18 protein-coding genes and 2 pseudogenes are annotated in these 20,886 nt (G+C 66.6%); 7 read left to right on the top strand and 13 right to left on the bottom strand.

Features of this window, described 5'->3' with window-relative positions; all coding sequences use genetic code 11:
- Positions 1-876 precede the first annotated feature (876 nt).
- Positions 877-1,572 (top strand): hypothetical protein, encoded by a 696-nt coding sequence (locus ACIA47_RS17635; protein WP_396709085.1) that lies wholly within the window; start codon positions 877-879, stop codon positions 1,570-1,572.
- A gap of 258 nt (positions 1,573-1,830) precedes the next feature.
- Entirely contained in the window at positions 1,831-2,727 is an 897-nt protein-coding gene (locus ACIA47_RS17630) for a helix-turn-helix domain-containing protein (RefSeq protein ID WP_203115982.1), read from the top strand.
- 153 nt (positions 2,728-2,880) lie between these two features.
- Here the strand turns inward: ACIA47_RS17630 and ACIA47_RS17625 are convergent, their stop codons facing one another.
- From ACIA47_RS17625 to ACIA47_RS17605, 5 genes are all read right to left on the bottom strand, one after another.
- Positions 2,881-3,756 carry a carbohydrate ABC transporter permease gene (locus ACIA47_RS17625; protein ID WP_396709083.1) on the bottom strand — a complete coding sequence of 292 codons (876 nt, stop codon included), beginning with the start codon at positions 3,754-3,756 and terminating at the stop codon, positions 2,881-2,883.
- Positions 3,749-4,681: a carbohydrate ABC transporter permease gene (locus ACIA47_RS17620; RefSeq protein ID WP_396709081.1), complete on the bottom strand. Its 933-nt coding sequence runs from the start codon at positions 4,679-4,681 to the stop codon at positions 3,749-3,751. Before ACIA47_RS17620 ends, ACIA47_RS17625 begins: the two co-directional genes overlap by 8 nt.
- Entirely contained in the window at positions 4,678-5,922 is a 1,245-nt protein-coding gene (locus tag ACIA47_RS17615; protein WP_396709079.1) for an ABC transporter substrate-binding protein, read from the bottom strand. Before ACIA47_RS17615 ends, ACIA47_RS17620 begins: the two co-directional genes overlap by 4 nt.
- A gap of 27 nt (positions 5,923-5,949) precedes the next feature.
- Positions 5,950-8,439: a glycoside hydrolase family 97 catalytic domain-containing protein gene (locus ACIA47_RS17610; RefSeq protein WP_396709077.1), complete on the bottom strand. Its 2,490-nt coding sequence runs from the start codon at positions 8,437-8,439 to the stop codon at positions 5,950-5,952.
- 156 nt (positions 8,440-8,595) lie between these two features.
- A complete protein-coding gene (locus ACIA47_RS17605; RefSeq protein ID WP_396709075.1) occupies positions 8,596-9,057 on the bottom strand; it encodes a transposase family protein in 462 nt (153 codons plus the stop codon).
- 196 nt (positions 9,058-9,253) lie between these two features.
- Here ACIA47_RS17605 and ACIA47_RS17600 point away from each other — a divergent pair, with 196 nt between their 5' ends.
- The 4 genes from ACIA47_RS17600 (at position 9,254) to ACIA47_RS17585 (ending at position 12,745) form a co-directional block, all read left to right on the top strand.
- Complete coding sequence (locus ACIA47_RS17600; protein ID WP_396709073.1) at positions 9,254-10,942, top strand: hypothetical protein; 1,689 nt, start codon at positions 9,254-9,256, stop codon at positions 10,940-10,942.
- A 418-nt stretch (positions 10,943-11,360) separates the two neighbouring features.
- A complete protein-coding gene (locus tag ACIA47_RS17595; protein WP_396709071.1) occupies positions 11,361-11,663 on the top strand; it encodes a hypothetical protein in 303 nt (100 codons plus the stop codon).
- Between the two features lie 30 nt (positions 11,664-11,693).
- On the top strand, positions 11,694-12,053 hold the full coding sequence (locus tag ACIA47_RS17590; protein ID WP_396709069.1) for an ArsR/SmtB family transcription factor: 360 nt from the start codon (positions 11,694-11,696) through the stop codon (positions 12,051-12,053).
- Positions 12,050-12,745 (top strand): cation diffusion facilitator family transporter, encoded by a 696-nt coding sequence (locus ACIA47_RS17585; protein ID WP_396709067.1) that lies wholly within the window; start codon positions 12,050-12,052, stop codon positions 12,743-12,745. The genes ACIA47_RS17590 and ACIA47_RS17585 overlap by 4 nt, the downstream gene beginning before the upstream one ends.
- Before the next feature lie 542 nt (positions 12,746-13,287).
- Here ACIA47_RS17585 and ACIA47_RS17580 read toward each other — a convergent pair.
- Positions 13,288-13,581 (bottom strand): annotated as a pseudogene (locus ACIA47_RS17580) (transposase); the annotation flags it as partial.
- Here ACIA47_RS17580 and ACIA47_RS17575 point away from each other — a divergent pair.
- A pseudogene (locus ACIA47_RS17575) lies at positions 13,577-13,792 on the top strand (site-specific integrase); the annotation flags it as partial. The pseudogenes ACIA47_RS17580 and ACIA47_RS17575 sit on opposite strands and share 5 nt — an antisense overlap.
- A 494-nt stretch (positions 13,793-14,286) precedes the next feature.
- Here the strand turns inward: ACIA47_RS17575 and ACIA47_RS17570 are convergent.
- From ACIA47_RS17570 to ACIA47_RS17540, 7 genes are all read right to left on the bottom strand, one after another.
- Positions 14,287-14,658 carry a transposase family protein gene (locus ACIA47_RS17570; protein WP_396709356.1) on the bottom strand — a complete coding sequence of 124 codons (372 nt, stop codon included), beginning with the start codon at positions 14,656-14,658 and terminating at the stop codon, positions 14,287-14,289.
- Positions 14,577-15,125 carry a transposase family protein gene (locus ACIA47_RS17565; protein ID WP_396709065.1) on the bottom strand — a complete coding sequence of 183 codons (549 nt, stop codon included), beginning with the start codon at positions 15,123-15,125 and terminating at the stop codon, positions 14,577-14,579. Before ACIA47_RS17565 ends, ACIA47_RS17570 begins: the two co-directional genes overlap by 82 nt.
- Positions 15,126-15,263: 138 nt before the next feature.
- On the bottom strand, positions 15,264-16,043 hold the full coding sequence (locus ACIA47_RS17560) for a transposase family protein (RefSeq protein ID WP_396709354.1): 780 nt from the start codon (positions 16,041-16,043) through the stop codon (positions 15,264-15,266).
- Positions 16,044-16,288: 245 nt separating this feature from the next.
- The gene (gene leuD, locus ACIA47_RS17555; protein ID WP_396709063.1) at positions 16,289-16,873 is read right to left on the bottom strand and encodes a 3-isopropylmalate dehydratase small subunit; all 585 of its coding nucleotides are present in this window, start codon (positions 16,871-16,873) and stop codon (positions 16,289-16,291) included.
- Positions 16,874-16,882: 9 nt separating this feature from the next.
- Complete coding sequence (leuC, locus tag ACIA47_RS17550) at positions 16,883-18,283, bottom strand: 3-isopropylmalate dehydratase large subunit (protein WP_396709061.1); 1,401 nt, start codon at positions 18,281-18,283, stop codon at positions 16,883-16,885.
- A 187-nt stretch (positions 18,284-18,470) separates the two neighbouring features.
- Positions 18,471-19,478, bottom strand: a complete 1,008-nt coding sequence (locus ACIA47_RS17545) for a TauD/TfdA family dioxygenase (RefSeq protein ID WP_396709059.1) — start codon at positions 19,476-19,478, stop codon at positions 18,471-18,473.
- 51 nt (positions 19,479-19,529) lie between these two features.
- Positions 19,530-20,720: a LeuA family protein gene (locus tag ACIA47_RS17540; RefSeq protein ID WP_396709057.1), complete on the bottom strand. Its 1,191-nt coding sequence runs from the start codon at positions 20,718-20,720 to the stop codon at positions 19,530-19,532.
- Between the last annotated feature and the right edge of the window lie 166 nt (positions 20,721-20,886).

Genomic DNA, 20,886 nt, shown 5'->3' with positions numbered 1-20,886 from the left:
GCGGCCGGCTATTTCCGGTCATGATTGTAGGATTTCCCCTGTTCTATGCCGGGCCAGCATGGGGCACCGACGGAAGCCGCCGGGCCATTCTCTGATCCGTGGCGTCATTGCCGTTAACAAATGCCCAGCTATTCCCCGGCAAGCCGAACTCACGGCTTCAGTGAAGGAAATTACACCCCTCCCTGCTAGCCGTGCGTATCACCGGCGCTGACAGACGGTATCACTGCCGTGGTTAGGTTTGTTGTCCCCTTCGTCCGACCACTCGTGTCTCCGCAAACACAGTGGAGGTTGACCTGCGTAGATGCTGCCGGTGGACAGGGGAGGCAGACGGAGGCCTGGTTGCCGGAGGTACCTGGGCGCCGCGCACCGGTGGGTCGGCGTGGGGATCGCGTGCGTTCGTGGTGCCGGGCGGGATCGCGGGCGTCGGGCACTCATCAGAGCCCCGTACCCGCACCTGGACCCGTCGCACGGGCTATGAGCTGGTAACTCTCGGCTCGAGCTGACGATCGGCGACACGGTCGGCCTCATGTCGGATCGCGGCGGCGGCGCCGATGGGCCGACTCGTTGCCGACTCAGCCGCATGCCGGACGTCGTCAACCGCTTCCCCGGATCGCTGGCGAAGCTCCCCCACCCAAGGTCAGCTCGTGACCCGCGCCAATCGTGCGACACCCGAAGATCGAGCTTCCGACGTTGCGGAACTGAATGCCGGGTGGCGATTCATCCCAACCCTCAACCTTCCCCTCAGGACACGCGACAGGCACGGCGATCCAGGGAATATGAGATCAATATTCCCGACACCTGCCCAGATCCGCCCCGGAACCACCACCCCGTGCACCGTCGCCCCTCGAACGTAACCGTCCGGATGGGATTGTGGCTGTGACAGCGGGACCGGCACCGACAGGTCCGATCCGCTGGGACCTTGTCTCTCCGGCCCAGCTCGGCACTCTTCTCGACGCTGTCCCCGAGCCCGATCTATGGTTCCTACCCGAACTGCTCGAGTGTGCCGGCAAGGTCGTTGCCCGCAGCGCCGACGCGGACCTCTACTTCGTCGGCCGCTCCCCCGACAGTATCTTCGACCTGCTCAGCGGCGCGCTGGCCGCCACCACGTGGCGCGACCGCTGTCACCGACTCATCCTGTCACTGTGGAGCGATCCGGATGCGCTGACCCCGGCGCAGGTCACCCAGTTCCGTAGCAACCTCAGCCACCTGGGAATCACCCCGCACGGGCTGGCCCGCCGCCAGCGTCCGGTGGCATTCGTCGACCTCGTCTACGGCGGCCGCACCTACGAGAACCTGTTTTATCTGCTTCGACGCTGGATCAGCGAGGAGAGGGCCGCCTGGTCGGTGATCCGTACGAAGGTGCGGTTCATCGGCATCACCGCCCGCACAAAGACCAGCCCGAACACCTGGTGCTGGTACCAGGCTGCCCCATGGGCTACCGCCTACGGCCGCTCGCCCGAAGGGCGAGCCGGGCTTGCCGCCGCGATAACCGGCGAACCCACCATGCGCCAGCCGTGGGTACGGTCGCTGGTAAACGAACTACGCCGGCCAATCACCACCCGTCAGACCTGACCAGTTCCAACCCTGCCCTGAACCAGCAAGTCGTGCACAAGCCCGAGAGCGGGCCGACCGCCCCAAATCATCGATGAGCGTCCGCCGGACGGGATCGGCCAGAGCCGCCACGTGACGCCCTACAGGCACTCCGCCGGCAGGCGTCCAGGCCCAGGTAGGTTTCGCGGCGGGCTGCGCCGTAGTCGGCGGAGTACGTCCGGGGCGGATCTGGTGGCCCACAGCCTGGACAATCCGCTGGTGACGGCACACGATAGACCGATGCCGCTCCAGGAGGGTTTTCGGGGGCAGCGATTGGCTTCGGTGCCCCGTCCAATCGTCGCCGAGGCGCTGCGGCGCCCAATCACCGGGCGGCTCCTCGTCACCGACGCCGGGTATTACCCGGATGCCGCCGACCACCGGATGCATCGCCCTCGGGGCACGCCCGAGGTGATCCTGATCGTGTGTGCCACGGGCTCGGGCTGGGCACGCGTCGGGTCGGGCACGCACCGGATCGGAGCTTGGCAGGCGCTGGTGATCCCCCGTGGCGTCGCACACGAGTACGGTGCCGACGAGCGAGATCCCTGGACGATCTGGTGGGCGCATCTGATGGGTTCGGACGTATCGATGCTGATGGACTGCATGGAGGCCACCACCGAGCGGCCCGTGGTGCCGGTGCGGGCCATCGGTCGAGCGGCGGCGCTGCTGGACGAGATCGTCACCGGCCTGGAGCGCGACCAGTCCCCCATCCGTCTGGTGGGCGCGGCGGGAACGGCGTGGAAGCTACTGACCCAGATCAGCGTCGATCGGCTACTTCCCGAGCCGGGAGACGCGCTGCAGCGCGCCATGAGCTACCTGGCCGAACGGCTCGACAGTAATGTGAAGGTGCCCGAGCTGGCGCGGCTGGTGAGGGTGTCGCCGTCGCATCTGAGCACCCTGTTTCGCAGGGCGACCGGCGGCGGGGTGTTGGCTCACCACACCGCGCTGCGCATGGCGAGGGCGCGCCAGTTGCTCGACACGACGGGTGCGACGGTCACCGAGATCGCGTCCGAGATCGGCTTCGACGACGCCTTCTACTTCTCGCGGGTTTTTCGGAAGCACCACGGGATGAGCCCGAGCGGTTTCCGCCGCCGCCATGGCGGCTACGAGGTCGCCAATGATGCTGCCTTCGAGGTGTGACCGAATGCGCTCGGTGAGGCTGCGAGCGGGCACATAGCTCTGTCGTGTCGGGCGGCCCGGTGCGGCTGGGAGGTCCGTCCGGATACTGGCGTGGTATCCGGACGAACCAGGACCGCTGGTCGATACCCGCGTTCGGCGCCGCCCGACAATGGTTCAACCTTTCAGGCCGCTGCTGGCGATGCCGGAGAAGAACTGCCGCTGCAGCGCCAGGAAGATGAGGATGAGCGGCAGCGACGCGACGAGGGCGCCGGCCATGAGGGTCGGGTAGTCGGTTCCGAACTGGCCCTGGAGGCCGGCCAGGCCGACGGTGATGGGGCGCTTGTCACCGCGCGGGGTCACGATGAGTGGCCAGAGCAGATCGTTCCAGGAGTAGAGCGAGGTGAGGACGGCCAGCGCCGCCATGGTCGGGCGGGCCATGGGGAGCATGACGTACCAGAACGTCCTCAGGGGCCCGGCGCCGTCGAGCCGGGCGGCCTCTTCGAAACCGGCGGGGATCGACATGAACGCCTGCCGCATCAGGAAGATCCCGAAGGCCGAGAACATGCCCGGGACCGCCAGGGCGGGAATGGTGTCGAGCATCCCGAAGTCCCTGATGATCTCGAACTGTCCGATGAGGAACAACTGGCTGGGCACCATGAGCATGGCGATGAACAGCCCGAACAGGAGCCGGCGTCCGGGGAACCGGAGCCGGGCGAACGCGTAGCCCGCGAGCGCGGAGACGGCGAGCTGCCCGATCACGCGGAGGACGAGCGCGGACACGGAGACGGTGAGCTGCGCCCAGAAGGGCACCGAGCCGAAGAACGTGGCGAAGGCGCCGGAGGTCGGGGCCTCGGGCAGGAACGTCGGCGGCATCTGGGAGGCTTCGCGGTTGGACTTGAACATGGTGAGCAGCTGCCAGACGAACGGCGCCACCATGACGACCGCCGCGACGCCGAGGAGAAGGTGGATGACCCACTCGCCGTGGCGGGCGGCCTTCGATCCGGCTGTGGCGCGCTCCCCGCGCCTGCTACGCAGCATCCGATCAGTCATAGAACACCCACCGACGTTGCAGGCGGAACTGGACCAGGGTCGCGGCCATGATCACCATGAGTAGGACGATCGCGATCGCGGCCCCGTAGCCCTGGTCGAACTGCACGAAGGCCTTCTCGTAGAAGAGGTAGACGATGGTCTTCGAGTCGGCCAGGGCGGTGTTGTTGACGCTGCGGAGCATCACGAAGATCAGGTCGAACATCTGCAGCGCGGAGATCACCGTCAGCACAGTCACCAGAAACACGCTCGGCGACAGCAGTGGCAGGGTGATCCGGAAGAACTGGCGTATCCGTCCCGCCCCGTCGAGCGAGGAGGCCTCGTACAGGTCCTGCGGGATCGACTGGAGTCCCGCTCCGAGGATGATGAGGTTGATGCCGAGGCTCATCCAGATGCCGACGACACCGACCGCGTAGATCGTGAAGGTCGCATCGGCGACCCAGTACTGCCCGGGGATGCCGACCAGGGACAGGACGTAGTTCAGCAGGCCGAAGTCGCCGTTGTAGATGAAGCGCCAGACCATGCTGACCGCGACGGGCAGCGTCACGACCGGTAGGAAGAACAGGACGCGGTAGAAGGCGCGGCCGCGGCTGACCTGCTCGATGAGCGCGGCGAGCACGATCGCGACGGGAACGCCGAGCAGCAGGATCGCGGTGTAGAGCGCGGAGTTGCGCAGGGCCTGCCAGAAGAGCCCGTCGCCGAGCAGCTCGGTGTAGTTGTCGACTCCGGTGAACGTCCCGGGCCCGAAGGCCGGAACGTCCATGAAGCTCTTGCCGAAGGTGGTGAGGAACGGCCAGACGTAGAGGGCGACGAGGCCGATGAGCGCCGGGGCGATCATCAGGTAGCCCCATCCGGGTGAGGGCAGCACTCCTCCCCCGCGGCGGCGCGTACGCCGCCGCGGGGAAGGAAGGGCGACGTCGGTGGTCACTGCGCGAGGACCTTGTTGATGGCTGTGTTGTACGCCCGGGCGGCGTCGGCAGCGCTCTGCTTGCCTTCCCACGCCGGGGCGAGGTACTGGCTCTCGAGGCCGGTCCACTTGGCAGCGTCACCGGCGATCGGCAGTGGCACGGCATAGTCCACGGCGTCGACGAAGACCTTCAGGTTGAACTCGGGCATCGCGTCGAGCCAGCCCTGCTGGGTGCCCTGGTAGGCGGGCAGCACCGCGCCGCTCTTGGCCTGGATGGCAGCCGCGTCCTTACCACTGGCGAAGATGAGGAATTCGGCGAGTTCCTTGGGGTGCTTGGTGCCGGCGTATCCGGCGTTGAGGATGCCGCTGATCATCGTGGCCCGTTGCTTCGCCTTCGGCAGCGGCGCGACGCCGACGTTGGGGCGCAGCGCCTGGTCGCCGTAGAGGCGTTGGGCCCAGAAGGAGCCGGAGAAGTACATGGCGACCTTCTGGTCCATGAACATCTGCACCGCTTCGGTGTCTGAGAGCTGCTTGAGCGTCGGCGAGAGACCGTCGGCGTGCATCTGGGTCCAGAACTGCAGACCGGAGACGGCCTCCGGGCTGTCGATGGCAGCCTTGCCGTCGGCGCCGATCACTGTGCCGCCGGCCTGGTAGATGCTGTTGTAGTAGCCGCCCTGGCGGTCGATCGGGGCGGCGATGCCCCACACGCCGGCGGCGGGGTTGGTGAGTTTACGGGCGGCCTCGCGCGCGTCGTCCCAGCTCCAGCTGTCGTTCGGGTAGGCCACACCCGCCTTGTCGAAGAGGGCCTTGTTGAACCAGATCCCGTTCGTGTCGAAGTCCTTTGGCAGGCCGAGCAGCTTGCCGTCGACGTCGTACAGGTCAAGGACGGCCTTGGGATACGCGGCCAGGTCGACGCCGGCCGCCTTGACCGCGTCGGTGATGTTGAGCAGTTGGTTGCCCTTGGCGTAGGCGGGGAACTGGTCGGCGAGCATCCAGAACGCGTCTGGTGCGGTGCGTCCTGCAGCCCCGACCTGCAGGGTGGACCAGTATTCGGGCCACGGCAGGACCTGGACCTGGACATCGATGTTCGGGTGCTTGTCCTCGAATGCCCTGGCGATCGCCTCCATGGCCGGCTTCTGGTCGTCGCTCCAGGTCGCGTAGCTCAAGGTGACCTTGCCGTCGCCTCCGGCGCTACTGCATCCGGTGGCGGCGAGGGTGACCAGCAGGGCCGCGGCGGCGACCCATCTCTTGCCGTTTGGCATGGTTTCTCCTTGGTGGGTGGTCGAGCGTCAGTGCTCGACCGGGGTGGTGGCGATGTCGTGGTGCAGGTGGAGGCGGCCCGACGCCCAATCAACATGGGCCGGCTCCGGGTGATTGGGCAGGGTGTCCGCGCGCAGGCTCAGCGTGACGGCGCCGGGGATGCCGACGTCGATGTCGCGCGGAGGTTCGCCTGAGCGCACGTCGGCGCTGAACAACTCGACCCCGTCCGCGTGCACGCTCATCCGGGCGGCGGTCCCAGGGGTTTCGTCGTCGATGCCGATGCGGGCGGTGAAGCGGCTGACCGAACCGCCCAGGTAGAGCTCGATCCGCGACGGCGTGGACGCGCCGAACCCGTCGTCGAACTCGGTGCCCGCGATACGCATGCGGCGGCCGTCGCCCGGGTTACCGCCACCGTTGCTCTGGTCGCGTTCGATCGGGCCGCTCTCGTTCTCGAACGCGACCATGGTCAGCGCCGACAGGCGATGGGAGCCGGGCGTCAAAGGTCGGAACAGGCGGGCGTGCGCCACGACCGAGATGGCGTCCTCGCCCGGTGTCTCGACCGTGACCACGCCGGCGCGACCGGGTGCCAGGGCGGCGGGCGCGAAGACCTTCCAGCGGTCACCGTCGAGGTACTGCGCCGACCAGCCGGGCGGTGGCACCAGGCGTCCGTCGGCGCGCAGGATGGCCGCGCCGTCCGGGCCGAGCAGTTGCACAGCCGGGTCCACCCGGGGGGCGGCCTGCTCGGGCCGTGCGACGGCTCGGTGCAGCCGGTCCCCGCGGGCGGCGACGATGGCGACGAAACCGCCGTTGTCGGCCACCTCGACGACCAGCTTGTCGTCGACGGGTCGCCGGTGGGAGGTCAGGCCGCCCTCGGCGCCGTCGCCGACGATCCACGCGTCGGCCGGCCCGAGCGCCATGCGGTCGAGGGGGACGGTGAGACGGCGCGCCGGCCCGGTGGCGATGCCGCCGATGAACCAGCGGTCGCCGGATCGGCGGGCGATCACGGCCTCGTGGTCGGGGTCACCGGCGAGCAGCACCGTCTCGTCCCACACGGGCGCGATTTCCGCGAGGAACCGCGCGGCGTCCGCCCTGGCGAGGTAGGCGTCGACGTCGTCAGCGAAGTGGGTGATGCCGCACTCGAACGCGACGCTGAGCGCCAGCTCATGGCCGTCGCTCGTGGTCCGCCCCGGCGCGCCGAACGCCACCGGCGTGTAGTCCATCGCCCCGACCACGTTGCGGGTGAACGGCTGGATCACGTTGTGCGCGGCGGTCAGGGGCGTGTCCTGGTAGAAGACGTAGTACTCGCTGCCGCGGATCGCTTCGTAGCCGACGACCTGCGGCCAGGTTCGCGCCCATCCGCGCGGGATGACCGAGCCGTGGAAGTTCACGTGCAGACCGAGCCGGGCGGTCTCGGCGAGGATCGTGTCGTACCAGCGGTAGCGTTCCTTCGACTCGGACTCCATGAAGTCGACCTTGATGCCGGCGACCCCCCAGGACCGCCACAGGGCGAGCTTCGCCAGGTTCTCCGGCCCGTCGAGGTCGTGCCAGACCGCCCACAGGTGCACCTGGACACCGCGGCGACTCGCGTAGGCCACGATCTCGGGTACCCACGTCTCGTCCCAGCCGCAGTCGATGAGGAGGTGCTCCCAGCCCAGGCGCGCGGCGACGTCGACGAAGTGCTGCTGCCTGTGCAGCTGGGCGCCGGAGTAGAAGTCCGACCACCAGGACCAGGCGGCGCGCCCCGGACGTACCCACCGCGCGTCCATCGACGGGTCGGGTGCGGGCGCCAGTTCGTCGACGAAGCGGCTCTCGACGATCGCGGCGAGGTCACCGACCATGAACACCCGCCAGGGGGTCACGGGACCGCGGGTGATCTCGACCGACTCGTCGGCCAGCACGAACCGCGCCTGGCCCCCGTCGCGGATCTCGGCGTGGGCGCCGCTGAAACGGCCGTCGATCGCCGCCTCGGTGAGCAGGAGATACACCCCCGCGCGGGGCGAGCGGACGAGAAGCGGGAACCCGTAGGCGCCGGGCGGCAGTTCGGCGACGTCGGCGCCGAAGCGCGGCGTCTCGTACCAGGTCTGGTAGTCCAGCGCCCACACGCGGGCGTCGGCTTCCAGGGTGAGCCGGGTGCGGTCGGCGTCGAAGCGGCCGTGGCCCTCCAGGCGAGCGATCACGTAGCGGACGGCCACCCCGTCCACACTGGCCCGGACGTGGATCTGCCACTCGAGCCCACTCGCGTGGCGCAGCTCGTGGACCGTCTCACGATGCACGTACCGGTGGGTTCCCGTCGCCTTGCCGGACCGGGCGGTCCACTCGTCGGTGAACTCGCGATAACGGGAGCGTAGGAGGACCGACCCGACGTCCAGGTCGACGCCACCGACGCGAATTCCCAGCCGGACCTCGTCGAGGACGGTTCGTCCGTCGCGCTGCACACGCAGGACGACGCCGTCCGCTCGCGTCTTCACCTCGGGCTCGACGCGCGGGGGCAGCGCCGTCCGGCCGATCTCGTTGACCACATCGTCTCCGTGCCGTGCGGGAACCGAGCGGGCGGATCCCCTGCACGGCGGCTTCCGACGCTAGGCTCGCGGCAGGCCGCCGGGAATGTTCATTCGAACTCGAAGCCTGGACGATTCGCTTCTGTCTGGGAATGCCGCGTGGCAGCGAGACAGGTTTCAGGATTCTTCGACAGGGACGATCAGCGCACGACGTACTCGCCCGTGACCGTCGGCCGAGATCTTCTGGCGGTCTCGCAACTGACAGCGGCTCACCGGAGTAGCCACCGACCGAGGCGGGTGGTTCTGAGTCGCGGGTTGCACCGAGACGATTCCCGGCGCGTCCGGCAGGTCGGCGGTCCATTCGACGATCTCCACGACGCGGCTCGATGCCGAAACCACCGCCGCGATCGCGAGCAGTCCCGGCAGCGGATGGATCCGGCCGCCGGCGTCCCGTGGGTCCGAAACCCGGGCGGCGAGGGCCTGCAGCAACCCTGGCGTGTCCTGTTCCGACAGCGGCAAGATGCGCCGCTGCACCGATCGCGACTGCTGCGTGACATGACGCCTTTGATAAACAGCGTAAGGCCCGGCCAACCGAATGGCATTGGTCGATGTCTTGACTCTATGCGCCGCCCTGCTCATGATTTACTGCGGCGGTTCAAGAGTGAGGGTAGATGTGATGACGCAGGTAGAGCCACCGGCAGGAGGCCCCACATCAGCCGTCACTTCCAGCGAGCTCGGACAAACTGGCCGACTCGCGCGTGCCAGTGCAGGCACGAGGGACTGGCTGACACGTGGGGTCCATCGGCGGGAACTGAGTATCGCGAGCCTCGGTTCGGTGCTCCTCGCTGTCGCCATGATCTGGCTGATTCCGCCGTACGCGGTTCGCGTGGCGACTGCCGGCGCCAAGAGTGTGCCGATCGCCGACCCGGCCCACACCATCGTCGGTGACCTGGGTGACCCGACGGCCCAGGCATGGCTGGTGGGATGGGGTGGCCACGCTCTCACCCACGGTCTGCGTGGCCTGTGGGATACCAACGCTTTTTATCCCGACACGTACGGCCTAGCCCTGAACGACAGCCTGCTCGGCTATGCCCCGGCAGGGCTGATAGGCAACGGTGTAGTCGGCGCCGTGCTGCGCTACAACATCCTGTTCGTGCTGGCCTTCGCGCTCGCCTTCCTCGGCGGCTACGCGCTCCTGCGCCAGCTTGGCGCGAACAAGGTCGCCGCCGCGGTAGCCGGGGCCGCCCTCGCCTACGCGCCCTGGCGCTACGGCCACGACGGCCATTTGAATATTCTCTCCACCGGTGGTATCACTCTGGCCCTGGCGATGCTGGCGCGCGGCCACGGACTCTCGTTGACCCGCGGCTACCTTGCCGAACGAGTCCGGCCGGGCTGGGCGTTCGCTGGCTGGCTGGTCGCGGCCTGGCAGGTCAGCCTCGGCTTCGGCGTGGGGCTGGGATTCGTCTACGTCCTCGCCGCCCTCTGCCTGATCACACTGATCGCCTGGCTGATCCACCGCCCACGCCTGAGCCGCCAGCTGATCGTCGGTGATTTGATCGGCGGGCTGGTCTTCACCGCGGTTACCGGATACTTCGCGTACGCGTACCAACACGTGCGCGAGCTCAACCCAGATGTCACCCGGGACTGGAACTACGTCGCGTTTTTCTCCCCGACACTGCGCGGGCTTCTCGTGGCGCCGCAGTCCTCGCTGCCCTGGGGCACCCTGCACAACGACGCCCGCACCGCTCTTGGTGCCGTATCGACTGAGAAAGTGCTGCTATGCGGGTATGCACTGTATCTACTGGCCTTCACCGGCCTGTTCCTATCCCGCTGGTCACCGGTGCAACGGCTTCTGCTGCTCTTTGGGGCGGTCGTCGGAGTGTTGTTCGCGCTGGGCACGAACGGGCCGATCTACCGCCTGCTCTATCTTTACGTGCCCGGGTTCGATGGATCCCGTACACCAGGCCGGTTGATCTTGTGGCCCACTCTCTGCCTGGCCATCCTCGCGGCCGGCCTGGTTACCCACCTGGCCGAGGTGGCTCGCAGGGGCGCCAAGCCGAAATGGTCGGTGAGAGCGGCACGGCTGCTGACCGTTCCGTTGCTGGTCCTCGTGCTAGCTGAGGGCCTGCCTGACCTGAACCACCCCCGAACCCCAGCCGCACCGGCCGCGATGGCGCTAGCCTCCGCGCACGCTCCGATCATGGTATTGCCGTCCGACGACGGCATCGACCTCAACGTCCTACTTTGGTCGACCGACGGTTTTCCCACCATAGTCAACGGTGCGGCCAGCTACACCACACCCAACCGTCAGGCGATCCGCGACGTTATGGCGACCTTCCCCAGCAAGCCGGCCCTGGATCGGTTGCACCAGCTCGGCATCCGCAGCGTCGTCCTGCTGCGCGACCGGGTCCAAGGTACCCCGTACCAACCACTGCTTGACATCCCCGACGTACCCGGCATCACCCGCCATGACGTCGAGCGAGACGTGGTTTACATCATCGACACCAACACTAAGAACCCCTAACGAAATGATGTTGGGCGTGTCCTCGGGACACGAGGATCGACAAGTAGAGCCCTCGTGCAGGGCGGAGGTGGCGCACCCGGCGCACGGTAGGTTGATCTACCCCAACTACATCCTGCGGCGAACGCTGCATCGATGGTTCCGCCGCTGGCAGCGTGATGGCAACTGGGCCTACGTCCTGTCCGGGCTGCAACCGCCGTCGACCCGGCGGGGCGGATCGACTGAACTCTCAGGCGTCGACTCCACGATCAGCTGCGCCACCAACATCGGCCAGCGGCCGCTGAGCTGCGCGTAGCCGATCCGGAGGCGTAGCCGATCCGGCCGATCACCGCAGCCCTCGGAGCACTCGGCTATCAACGCACGACGACGGCCGCACCACCCACACGCCCACTTTTCACCAGGTCACGGAGCATTCGCCAAGGTGGCCGTGCACACCGACGACCTGGCAGTCAGCCTCAATCTGCCGACACCACCGATGCCGCAGACAGCGACCGAAACGGCAATCCAGCTGCTGAGCAGCCTCACGGCCTGGCGACACGGTTCCCTTCGTGACCTCATGGGAGGGCGCATGTTGGAAATGGTTAATTTCTACCTGGCGACTTGCGGCCAGCGGGAGCGCCGATGTCGAGCGCTGGCGGACGGCTCATCGGTCCCGGTTGTGCCGGATGTGTGCCGGATGATCTTCGGACCCGCCCCTCCCCAAAGTCGCGCCGACACCCTTTGATTCATCGCCAGATCTGGCTATCATCGCACTATGGCGATTGGTTGCACTCCTAGCCTGGCTCCGGCCGTGGCGCTGTTCCGGTCCCTCGGGGATCCGGCCCGGTTGGCGATTCTGCGCCGGATCGCGTCCGGAGAGGCTCGCGTGGTCGACCTCACTGGCGAGTTGGGGCTGGCGCAGTCGACGGTGTCGAAGCACCTGGCGTGTCTTCGTGACTGTGGCCTGATCGACTACCGGGTGGAGGGCCGTCAGTCGTTCTACGCCCTCACTCGGCCCGAGCTGCTGGATCTGCTGCGCTCCGCGGAACAGGTCCTCGCTGCCACCGGCGAGGCCGTAGCCCTGTGCCCGATCTACGGGACTTCGGCCGACTCCACCTCGGGAGTGAACGCGTGAGCATGTCGTTGCTGACTCCGGAGCGTCGCGCGGTGTTGTCTCGCCGCAGTCTGTGGCTGGCCTACGCCACCGCCGGCTACAACCTTCTGGAGGGCCTGGTCGCGATTGCCGCTGGCGCGGCGGCTTCCTCCACGGCGCTGATCGGTTTCGGCCTGGACTCGTTCGTCGAGGTTTCCAGCGCAGCGGTGCTGATCTGGCAGTTCCGCTCTCAGGTGCCCGAGGATCGGGAACGGCTGGCGCTACGCCTCATCGGCGCGTCGTTCTTCGCCTTGGCTGCCTGGATTACCTTCGATGCCGCCCGCTCGCTGCTCGCGGGTGGAGACGCTGAGGCCAGCCCAGTCGGTATCGGCCTCGCGGTCGCGTCGCTGCTCGTGATGCCGCTGCTCGTTCGCGCCAAGCGTCGCACCGGCCGGGAACTCGGCTCGGCAACAGTCATGGCCGACTCGACACAGACGGTGCTGTGCACCTACCTGTCTGCGGTGCTGCTCGTGGGCTTGGTCCTCAACGCCGCCTGGGGTTGGTCCTGGGCCGACCCGATCGCGGCACTCGTGATCGCCGGGATGGCCGTTAAGGAAGGAATCGAGGCGTGGCGCGGCGAGCACTGCGACGATTGCACGCCTCTCCCGGCGAACAATGCCGGCGGCCAGACCTCGGGTTGCGCCGACGGCTGCTGCACGAACCAAAAGGCCTGAGGGTCCGGCTTAATTTACGCCGTCGCCGTCCGCGCTACTCATCGTCTTCATAGCTGGGATAACCGCGGCTGTTTCTGCTGATTCCCCGATGCACCCGAGCCCAGTTCATCACCTTCGGATCAAGGGCTATCTGACTTGTCGGGCACGAGTTACCCACCCGCTGACCAGCCTCGTACAACCGGTTCGCCAAAGCTCCCCGGCTCGCCAAAGCAGAAGCGATGCGTTCGCATGCGGCCTCGGCAACCCTTCTCGACTTCGCCTCGCTCGTCCGACATACGTCAAGCCAACGGCGTAGCTCCCGTTCGCGTTCTTCCGCCCGCTGAGCCCGCCGTTTCGGCAACTGGCCTTGATGCTGGGCGCACTCGTCGCAGAGCTTGGGCACGTTGCCGGCGCGATCCCGGACCCGTCGCAGCAACCCGCAATCGATGTTGGTTGCGCCGTATGGCAACCCTCGCTCGCTCATGCCTTACTTTTTCCGCAGTCGTCAAGCAACTGACGCTCACCGCCTACCTGCTTGCGCCACCCCGATGCTCCTATGGAGGTCAAGGGGCGAGGGCGGCGAAGTCGGCCCGTAGGGCGGTGTAGACGTCGCGGACGATGTAGCGCTTGAGGCAGCGCAGGATCTCCTGCTTGCTGAGGCCTTCCGTGATGCGGCGGTGGACGTAGGCGCGGGTGCGTTGGTCGTAGCGCATGCGGCAGAGGGCGATGGTGTGTAGGGCGTGGTTGGCGCCGCGGTCGCCTCCTCGGTGCAGGCGGTGGCGGCGCACCCGTCCGGAGCTGGCGGGGATGGGTGATGCTCCGTAGGGGTGGGCCAAAGCCACTTCGGAGTGCAGCCGTATAGCCCGCGCTGGCATCCGAAAGATCACCGTTCACGACGCCCGACGAACGTGCGGTTCGCTGCTGGTCGACCTGGACGTGCGCCCCCGGGTCGCGATGGCGATTCTGCGGCACGCGGACTTCTCGATCACGATGGAGATCTACAGCCAGGTCTCGTCCAAGACGACCCGGGAAGCCCTGCGGAGGCTCGGCGAAAGCCTCGATCAATGAGCCGTTGCTGTACTTCGCTGCTGTACAAGATCAGAAATGGCCACCCGGAAGATTCCGAATGGCCTCTGACCTGCGTCGGGACGGCCGGATTCGAACCGACGACCCCTTGTTACCATCCGTAATGAAATCGAGCTTGTCATTGATTGTAAAAAATAGGCGTTAAGCTGCACAGACACGATCAAATGCCGATCGCTCCTTGTCACTGATTGTCAACGGCATACGGGGGTTTTCGGGGGGTAAACGGGGGCCCGGCAGACATGACAGTGCTGGGTCCCACCGCGCCCCACTCCCCCGCCATCGTGGACGTGCCGTCACCAGAATTCAGCGTGCGCCTGCCCGTCGCGACTCGCCTACGCCGGGCAAGGGGTTCGTCTCGGTGGACCGCCACGGACCGATGCCCGACGTGGGATACGCCTTATCGGCGCCATCCCCGCTCAGCTGAAGATCAGCCCACCTAACGACCTCGTGCACGGTTGCCGGGAGTGCCAGTCAGCTCATCGGCGGTGAGGTGCGGCTGGTAGCGCCTTGAGTGGCTTGGTGGCGTTCTCGGTCCGGTCGGTGTGTTGGTGGTCGGATAGCAGGCCGGCGATCGCGCGGATGGTGGCGTCGAAGTGTTCGCGTCGGCCGTGGTAGCGGGCCAGGATCCGCCAGTTCTTCAGGTGGCCGATGACGTGCTCGACGCGGATTCGTTGCGACGAGTGCCGTTTGCGGGCCGCGTCGTGCGCGGCGATGACGCTCGGCGGCAGTGACTTCTGGTGTTTGCGCGGCTTGGGCTTCGGTGTGATCACCACGCCGGCGGTGTCGGCGCCCAAGCCCTGGTAGCCGGCGTCGGCGAGGACCTGAACGCCGAGTGGCGCGTGGAGCAGGAGGTCGACAAGGCCGTCATCGTGTTCAACCGGGCCTTGCCGGACACGAAGCGATCCCTACCCGCCCGGCCCTCGACCGGTCGGCGGACCCGCACCTCGGTGGCGTCCATCAACGCGCGCGGGTGCTGACCCAGATACCCGACCACGTCGGCGAGTGTGCGCAGCCGGACTCCGTCGTGCACCCGGCAACCCCGCTCAGCAAGCAGCGGCCGCACCTCGGCGACGCTGCGGGTGACCGTCGAACGGTGCACCCCGAACCAGGCTGCTACCACGTCATGGGTCAACCCATGCCGCAGGCGCACCAGCGTGGCCAGCAACCGGTCGGCGAACCCGAACCGATGCTTCGCACCCGCGCCAACACGGCGACGACGCGTTCGCGTCGCGCGTTGATCACGGTGGCGGGCCTGCCACCGCGGTCCCAACTCCGCGACCAGGCCCGCTATCACCTGCCGGGACAGACCTGTCATCCGAGGATTCATCATGATCGCAGCACCAACCATGATGCCAACAACGATCATCGATGCTCAAGGACTCGCAACCGTGCACGAGGTCGTAAGGGATGTCTCGTAACTGGTTGAAGGCGTTGCCCGGGACCGGGCCGGTGGTCAGCCGGCGAGGATGATGTTGTGGAGGTTGCCGATGCCGGAAGCGGCATCGGCCAATGTGTGGCCGGCGCGGCGGTAGTCGCGCAGGATCTTCCAGTTCTTCATCCTGGCCAGGGCGTGTTCGACCCCTGCTCGAACCGTGCGGTGCTCGACGTTGAGGGTTTGCTTCCAGTCCGGCAGGGAGCTGCCGTCGGAGGGCTTGCGGTACGGCATGATCACCTCCGGGTTGCCCCAGTAGCCGCCGTCGGCCATCACCGGCCGCCCGTCCAACGTCTCGGCGATGCCCGAGGTGCGGTAGACGTTGGTGTCGTTGCGGTTGCCCGGCTGCGGATCGCCGACGGCGATGACCAGGCGGGTGGAGGCGTCAATGGCGACCTGCACGTTCGTCGAGTACCGGTAGTTCTTCCTCCGGGCGGCCAGGCGGTGATCGCGGGTCGGGACCAGCGTCCCGTCGACGATCGCGATCTGCTCGACCGGCCGCTTACGCACCGGCGCCAGGGCCAACAGCGGCGCGAGGGTATCGATGACCCGGTGCGCCGCGGAGTGCGACACCCCGAACAGCGGACCGATCTGGCGCATCGTCAGGTTCGTACGCCAGTACGCGGCGATCAGCAACACCCGATCGGCGAGGTCAAGAGCCCACTGCCGGCCCGGCCGGCCGTCGGCGATGCCGTCACCACCACGCTCAGCGACCAGGCGGACCAGCGTGCGGAACTGAGCCGGCTGCAGCCCGGTGAACGGGAAGATCCACTCCGGGTCAGCTGCCGTAATTACCTGCACCCCCGGCATCCTGCCGGAACGTCCTTAACAGACAGACGTCAGGGTTACGAGACATCCCTTACCAAGCAACCATCACATCAACCTCTTGACTACACCGATCAGACCCTAACTTCACGGTGCCGGGCTTTAGCCTGAGGCATGCTCGAAAGCCGCAGCCGGACGCGCGCTCAACCGCCCCGGGCTCGCTGAAGGCGTCGCCAGGTGACCAATGAGTGGTGGGCCCAGGCTGAATCCAAGTTCGGTCTTTAACCGGTCTTGGGTAGTGTTGGGCGTCGCAGACTCTCATACTTCACGATGTCTTCGACGTGGCGCAGCGTGTCGGCGATCATGTCTACACCGCCTAACATTCGGTGTTTCGCCTGTGGATCGAGGTCGAACGCGACATTGAACCCCCCGTACCGAACTTCACCCTGTTCGATGTCGATTGTTATGCGAAGGTCTGAATCCTGCTCGATGAGTTCCCACAGGGACTCCACTACAGCGGCTGGCAACTCGATCGCGGCAAGGCGCCGCATGAACGCGTTACTGCGGAAGATGTCGCCGAAACTCGGTGCGATGACGGCGATGAACCCGCTCTTCTGTATCGCCCAGACGGCGGATTCACGTGAGGACCCGGTGCCGAACCTCCTGCCGGCGACGAGAATGGTTGCGCCTTGGTACTGGGGGAGGTTGAGAACGAAGTCGGGTTCGGCACGCCAGTCGGCGAAGAGCGCGTTCGTGTGCCCGGTCCAGCTAAAGTAAGGCACGAAGCGGGCTGGGATGATCTGGTCGGTGTCGACGTCGCTGCGGCGCATCGGTACCGCGGTCCCGGTATGAACGGTGAAGGTCATAGGTGCCTACTAGATATCGGTGATAGCGGCCAGCCGGCCGGCCACCGCCGAGGCAGCGGCCACCGCTGGTGAGACAAGGTGAGTTCGTGCTCCTCGCCCTTGACGTCCCTCGAAGTTGCGGTTGCTCGTGGAAGCGGCTCGCTGGCCCGGGCGCAGGCGGTCCTCGTTCAGGGCGGCGCACATGGAGCATCCGGCGGCCGGCCGGAAGTCGACGCCTGCCGATGCAAAGATCTCATCGATCCCTTCTCTGACCGCCTGTTCGCGGACGGCTGCGGAACCGGGGACGACCAACATCTGGACGCCTCCGGCGATCCGGCGTCCTTGGAGAACCTCGGCCGCCGCGCGGAGATCCTCGATGCGGCCGTTTGTGCATGATCCGACAAACACGGTGTCGATGGCGATGTCCTGCATGTGCATGCCTGGCCTGAGACCCATGTAGTTAAGTGCCCGAATAGCCGCCGCCCTTTCGGCGGCGTCGAGCATGTCGTCCGGGTCCGGTACGGCCCCACTCAGCGGGACGCTCTGCGCCGGGTTCGTTCCCCACGACACGTACGGCTCGACCGTGTTCGCGGCGATCGACACTTCCTTGTGGAATCGGGCGTCCGGGTCTGAGTACAGGTTTGCCCAGTAGGCGACCTCCTCCTCCCATGCCGCCCCCTGCGGCATACCGGGTCGGCAGCGCAAGTAGTCGAAGGCGATCTGATCGGGCGCCACCATGCCGGCCCGCGACCCAGCCTCGACGGACATGTTGCAGAGCGTCATCCGCCCCTCCATCGACAACGCGGAGACGGCTTCGCCCCGGTACTCGATGACGTGGCCCTGGCCGCCACCGGTGCCGATCCTGGCGAGCAGGGCCAGCGCTAGGTCCTTCGCTGTGACTCCCTCGGGCAAAGTGCCGTCGATGGTGACCCTCATGTCGAGCGGTCGCGCAAGTCGAAGGGTCTGCGTGGCCAGGACGTGCTCGACCTGCGCGGTGCCGATGCCCATCGCGAGGGTGCCGAACGCACCCAGAGTGGTCGTGTGCGAGTCGCAACAGACGATCATCATACCGGGCCGGACGAGCCCGAGTTCCGGGCCGATCACGTGGACGATGCCCTGTCGAGGATCACCCAGTCGATGCAACGGGATCCCGAAATCCTGGCAGTTCCGGCGGAGAAGCGTCGTTTGACGCCGTCCTGCGGGGTCTCGGATCAGTTTCTCGACGGAGACCGTCGGCGTATTGTGGTCCTCGGTGGCCAGGGTCAGGTCAGGACGACGGACGGCCCGGCCGGCTGCTCGGAGGTCGTCGAACGCCTGCGGGGTGTTGACTTCGTGCAACAGTTGAAGATCGACGTACAGGAGGTCCTCCGCGCCGCCCATCGCCCGCACAACGTGATCCACCCAGATCTTCTCCGCGAGTGTTCTGCCCATCGATTTCGGCACCCCCCTCATCCGGATCTTCCCGGTAACCCATGCCGCTCCGAAGCCCCGCTCGCATCCGGCGCGACTGATACACGGCCGAGTCTGGCATCGCCCCCAGGACCGACTCCGAAAGACGGCTCCGGCCACTGGCCAGCAAACTTCACGGACGATCGTCGGCTGCCGCCCGACATGCCTCTCAGTCGTCCACGAGCCCTTCCACTCCGGTCACCCATCGACTTGAGTGGCACGCCGCGCCGGCCCGGTCGCGGAAGGCGTACGTCTTGAGGAGCCAGCGGCCACGGGCACGCTCGGGGCTCCTGACGTCGATCTTTTCCCGATTATGTAGGCCGTCCTGATTAGCGAAGCTGAAGAGATCGCCGGTGAGGATGCGGTGACGGGTCTTTTCGGCGCGAGCCAGGGCGTTCTTGAACGCGAGCAGTGCGTCTTTGGCTTCCGGCGGGCACTGCGGGGCCACCGTCGTGTGCGTGTCGAGGTAGCGCAGGCTGTATTCGTTCTCGAGAATGGAGTGCGTTTCGGATACGATCAGGCCCTTGTTGTTGTCCTTGGACAACACGTCGAAGGGGGTCACGAACCACGGTTGACGTAGGGCGGTCTGTTCCGCGGCCGAGAGGTGAGCCAGGATCGTTCGGCCGTCGACGAAACCGGTGTAGACGAGGTCCTCATCCGGGCAGACCATGCCGAGCAAAGTGATGAAGTCCGCCCGGACCGAATGCGCCGTCCGGTCGTTGTGGTAGACGAGTTCACCGTCGCTGAAGCCCGTCTGTTTTCCGCTGTACCGGTTGATTGCCACGACGTCCGTATAGAAGTCCCCGTTGAAGCGCCTGGCGTAGGCCAGCAACGGCGTCTTTACCAACTGCGCGAACAGTTCCAGCAGTGCTTCGCCGATGAACGTCTTCTTCCGTGCGCGTTTGTCGCTGACGGGATCGTCGTGGTCGAGCGTGGGCAGGTCAGAGTCGACCGGGCAGTTTCGGATGACGTGGGCGAGGGATTGGCCGGACTCTCGTTCGGCCCGGATCGCAGCGCAGGCCTCACCGAATGCCGTCGGGAGCTGGCCTCCGGCGATGAGGGCTGCCACCGAGCGGGAGAAGGTCGCGCGGTCGCGATAGGGGTCGCCCTTGACCTCACCGAGGGCTGAATGCAGGGCCGCGCTGTCCTCGGCGGAGAGATGGTGCATCGGTTTCATGAAAAATTCTCCTGAAGGGCTGTGGCGATTCGCCGGCGACGAAAGGTGCGGTCAGGCGGGGGTCCTGGTGGTCGTGCCCGAACTCAGCAGCTCGCCTTGGAGCCGCCGCCGTACGGCAGCCAGATCTTCGCTGTCACTGCCGACCCGATCGGCGATGTGCCGCTGGTAGAGCGCGTTGAGCTGCTCCTCATCGACCTCGACACCGATTTCCTGCAGGAGGTGACGCAGGATCGCCCTCCCCGAGTGCCGGCCGACGAGAAGGGACCGCTGCCGGCCGAAGCGTGCGGGCTCGACGAATTCGTAGGTCGCTGGATTGCTCAGCATGCCCTGCTGGTGAATTCCGGCGGCGGTGCCGAACGCGTACCTGCCAAAAATCGGTTTGTTGCGGGGCTCCTCAAGATTGATCATCTTCCGGAGAACCGTGTACGTCTCGTACATCGACGTCAGCTCGATGGTAGTGCGGAGACAGAGGGTTTCACCCTTGTAGGCGAGGAGCGCGGCCAGCTCCTCCAGAGGCGTGTTTCCCGCGCGTTCCCCGATGCCGCCCAGTGTCACCTGTACCTCGTCGGCTCCGGCCAACAAACCAGCGAGGGCGTTGGCCAGGGAAAGGCCGAAGTCGTCGTGGCAGTGCGTGGAGACTCGGACGGGTGGCGGCGCCCAGCGGCGCACCTTGGCCACCAACTCGCCGTACTCGTCCGGTGTCATGCATCCGGTCGTGTCGGCCAAGATGATGCAGTCCGCGCCCGCCTCCAACGCGGACTCGGTGAGTGCATGCAGCAGATCGTCCTCGCCGCGGCTGGCGTCTTCGATGCCCACCGAGATGTGATGGATTCCTAGGGCGGAGGCGTGGGCAACAGTGTCCGTCACCTCTGCGATCGCCTGCTGGCGGCCAATGCCGCGCTTGTGCCGCAGGTGGATGTCGCTGCCCGTGGCCACCATCTGTACCTCGTGGTTGTTCACGCCGCCTGCTTCCACGGCAACGTCCACGTCCTGCCTGCTTGTGCGGGAGAAGGTCGCGAACCGTGCTCGGCTGAGGTTTCGCGAGATGTGGCGGGTGGCTTCGAAGTCGCTTGGCGATGACGCGGGAAATCCCGCCTCGACACAGTCGACGCCCAGCGCCTCCAGCCGCAGGGCCATGTGCAGCTTCTGGTCCGGCGTCATGGCATTGCCGGGGGCCTGTTCACCGTCACGGAGTGTGGTGTCGAAGAACCTGACTCGTCGTACAGTGGTCACTGGCTCCATCTGTTTCCTCCTTGCCATAGCCGGATGCCGCCAGCTGCCGAATTGAAACCGGCAGCTGTGGTCCGGCAGGCGGGCGGCTTGATTTGTCACTCGGTAACCGGGGTTCTCGCCAGTGGCTGGCTCCAGATCCCATTGGCCTTGATCTGACCGTCGGTCAAACCCGGTA

The organism is Micromonospora sp. NPDC051227, from assembly GCF_044455385.1.
Taxonomy (GTDB): Bacteria; Actinomycetota; Actinomycetes; order Mycobacteriales; family Micromonosporaceae; genus Micromonospora.
This window is presented reverse-complemented; position numbering and strand designations above follow the sequence as displayed.

What these genes read in the sequence shown, in the direction of transcription:
- ACIA47_RS17630 (WP_203115982.1), top strand. Translation starts at nt 1,831, where the DNA reads ATGCCGCTCCAGGAGGGTTTTCGGGGGCAGCGATTGGCTTCGGTGCCC.
- ACIA47_RS17625 (WP_396709083.1), bottom strand. Translation starts at nt 3,756, where the DNA reads ATGACTGATCGGATGCTGCGTAGCAGGCGCGGGGAGCGCGCCACAGCC.
- ACIA47_RS17615 (WP_396709079.1), bottom strand. Translation starts at nt 5,922, where the DNA reads ATGCCAAACGGCAAGAGATGGGTCGCCGCCGCGGCCCTGCTGGTCACC.
- ACIA47_RS17605 (WP_396709075.1), bottom strand. Translation starts at nt 9,057, where the DNA reads ATGAGCAGGGCGGCGCATAGAGTCAAGACATCGACCAATGCCATTCGG.
- ACIA47_RS17590 (WP_396709069.1), top strand. Translation starts at nt 11,694, where the DNA reads ATGGCGATTGGTTGCACTCCTAGCCTGGCTCCGGCCGTGGCGCTGTTC.
- ACIA47_RS17565 (WP_396709065.1), bottom strand. Translation starts at nt 15,125, where the DNA reads ATGACAGGTCTGTCCCGGCAGGTGATAGCGGGCCTGGTCGCGGAGTTG.
- leuD (WP_396709063.1), bottom strand. Translation starts at nt 16,873, where the DNA reads ATGACCTTCACCGTTCATACCGGGACCGCGGTACCGATGCGCCGCAGC.
- leuC (WP_396709061.1), bottom strand. Translation starts at nt 18,283, where the DNA reads ATGGGCAGAACACTCGCGGAGAAGATCTGGGTGGATCACGTTGTGCGG.
- ACIA47_RS17545 (WP_396709059.1), bottom strand. Translation starts at nt 19,478, where the DNA reads ATGAAACCGATGCACCATCTCTCCGCCGAGGACAGCGCGGCCCTGCAT.
- ACIA47_RS17540 (WP_396709057.1), bottom strand. Translation starts at nt 20,720, where the DNA reads ATGGAGCCAGTGACCACTGTACGACGAGTCAGGTTCTTCGACACCACA.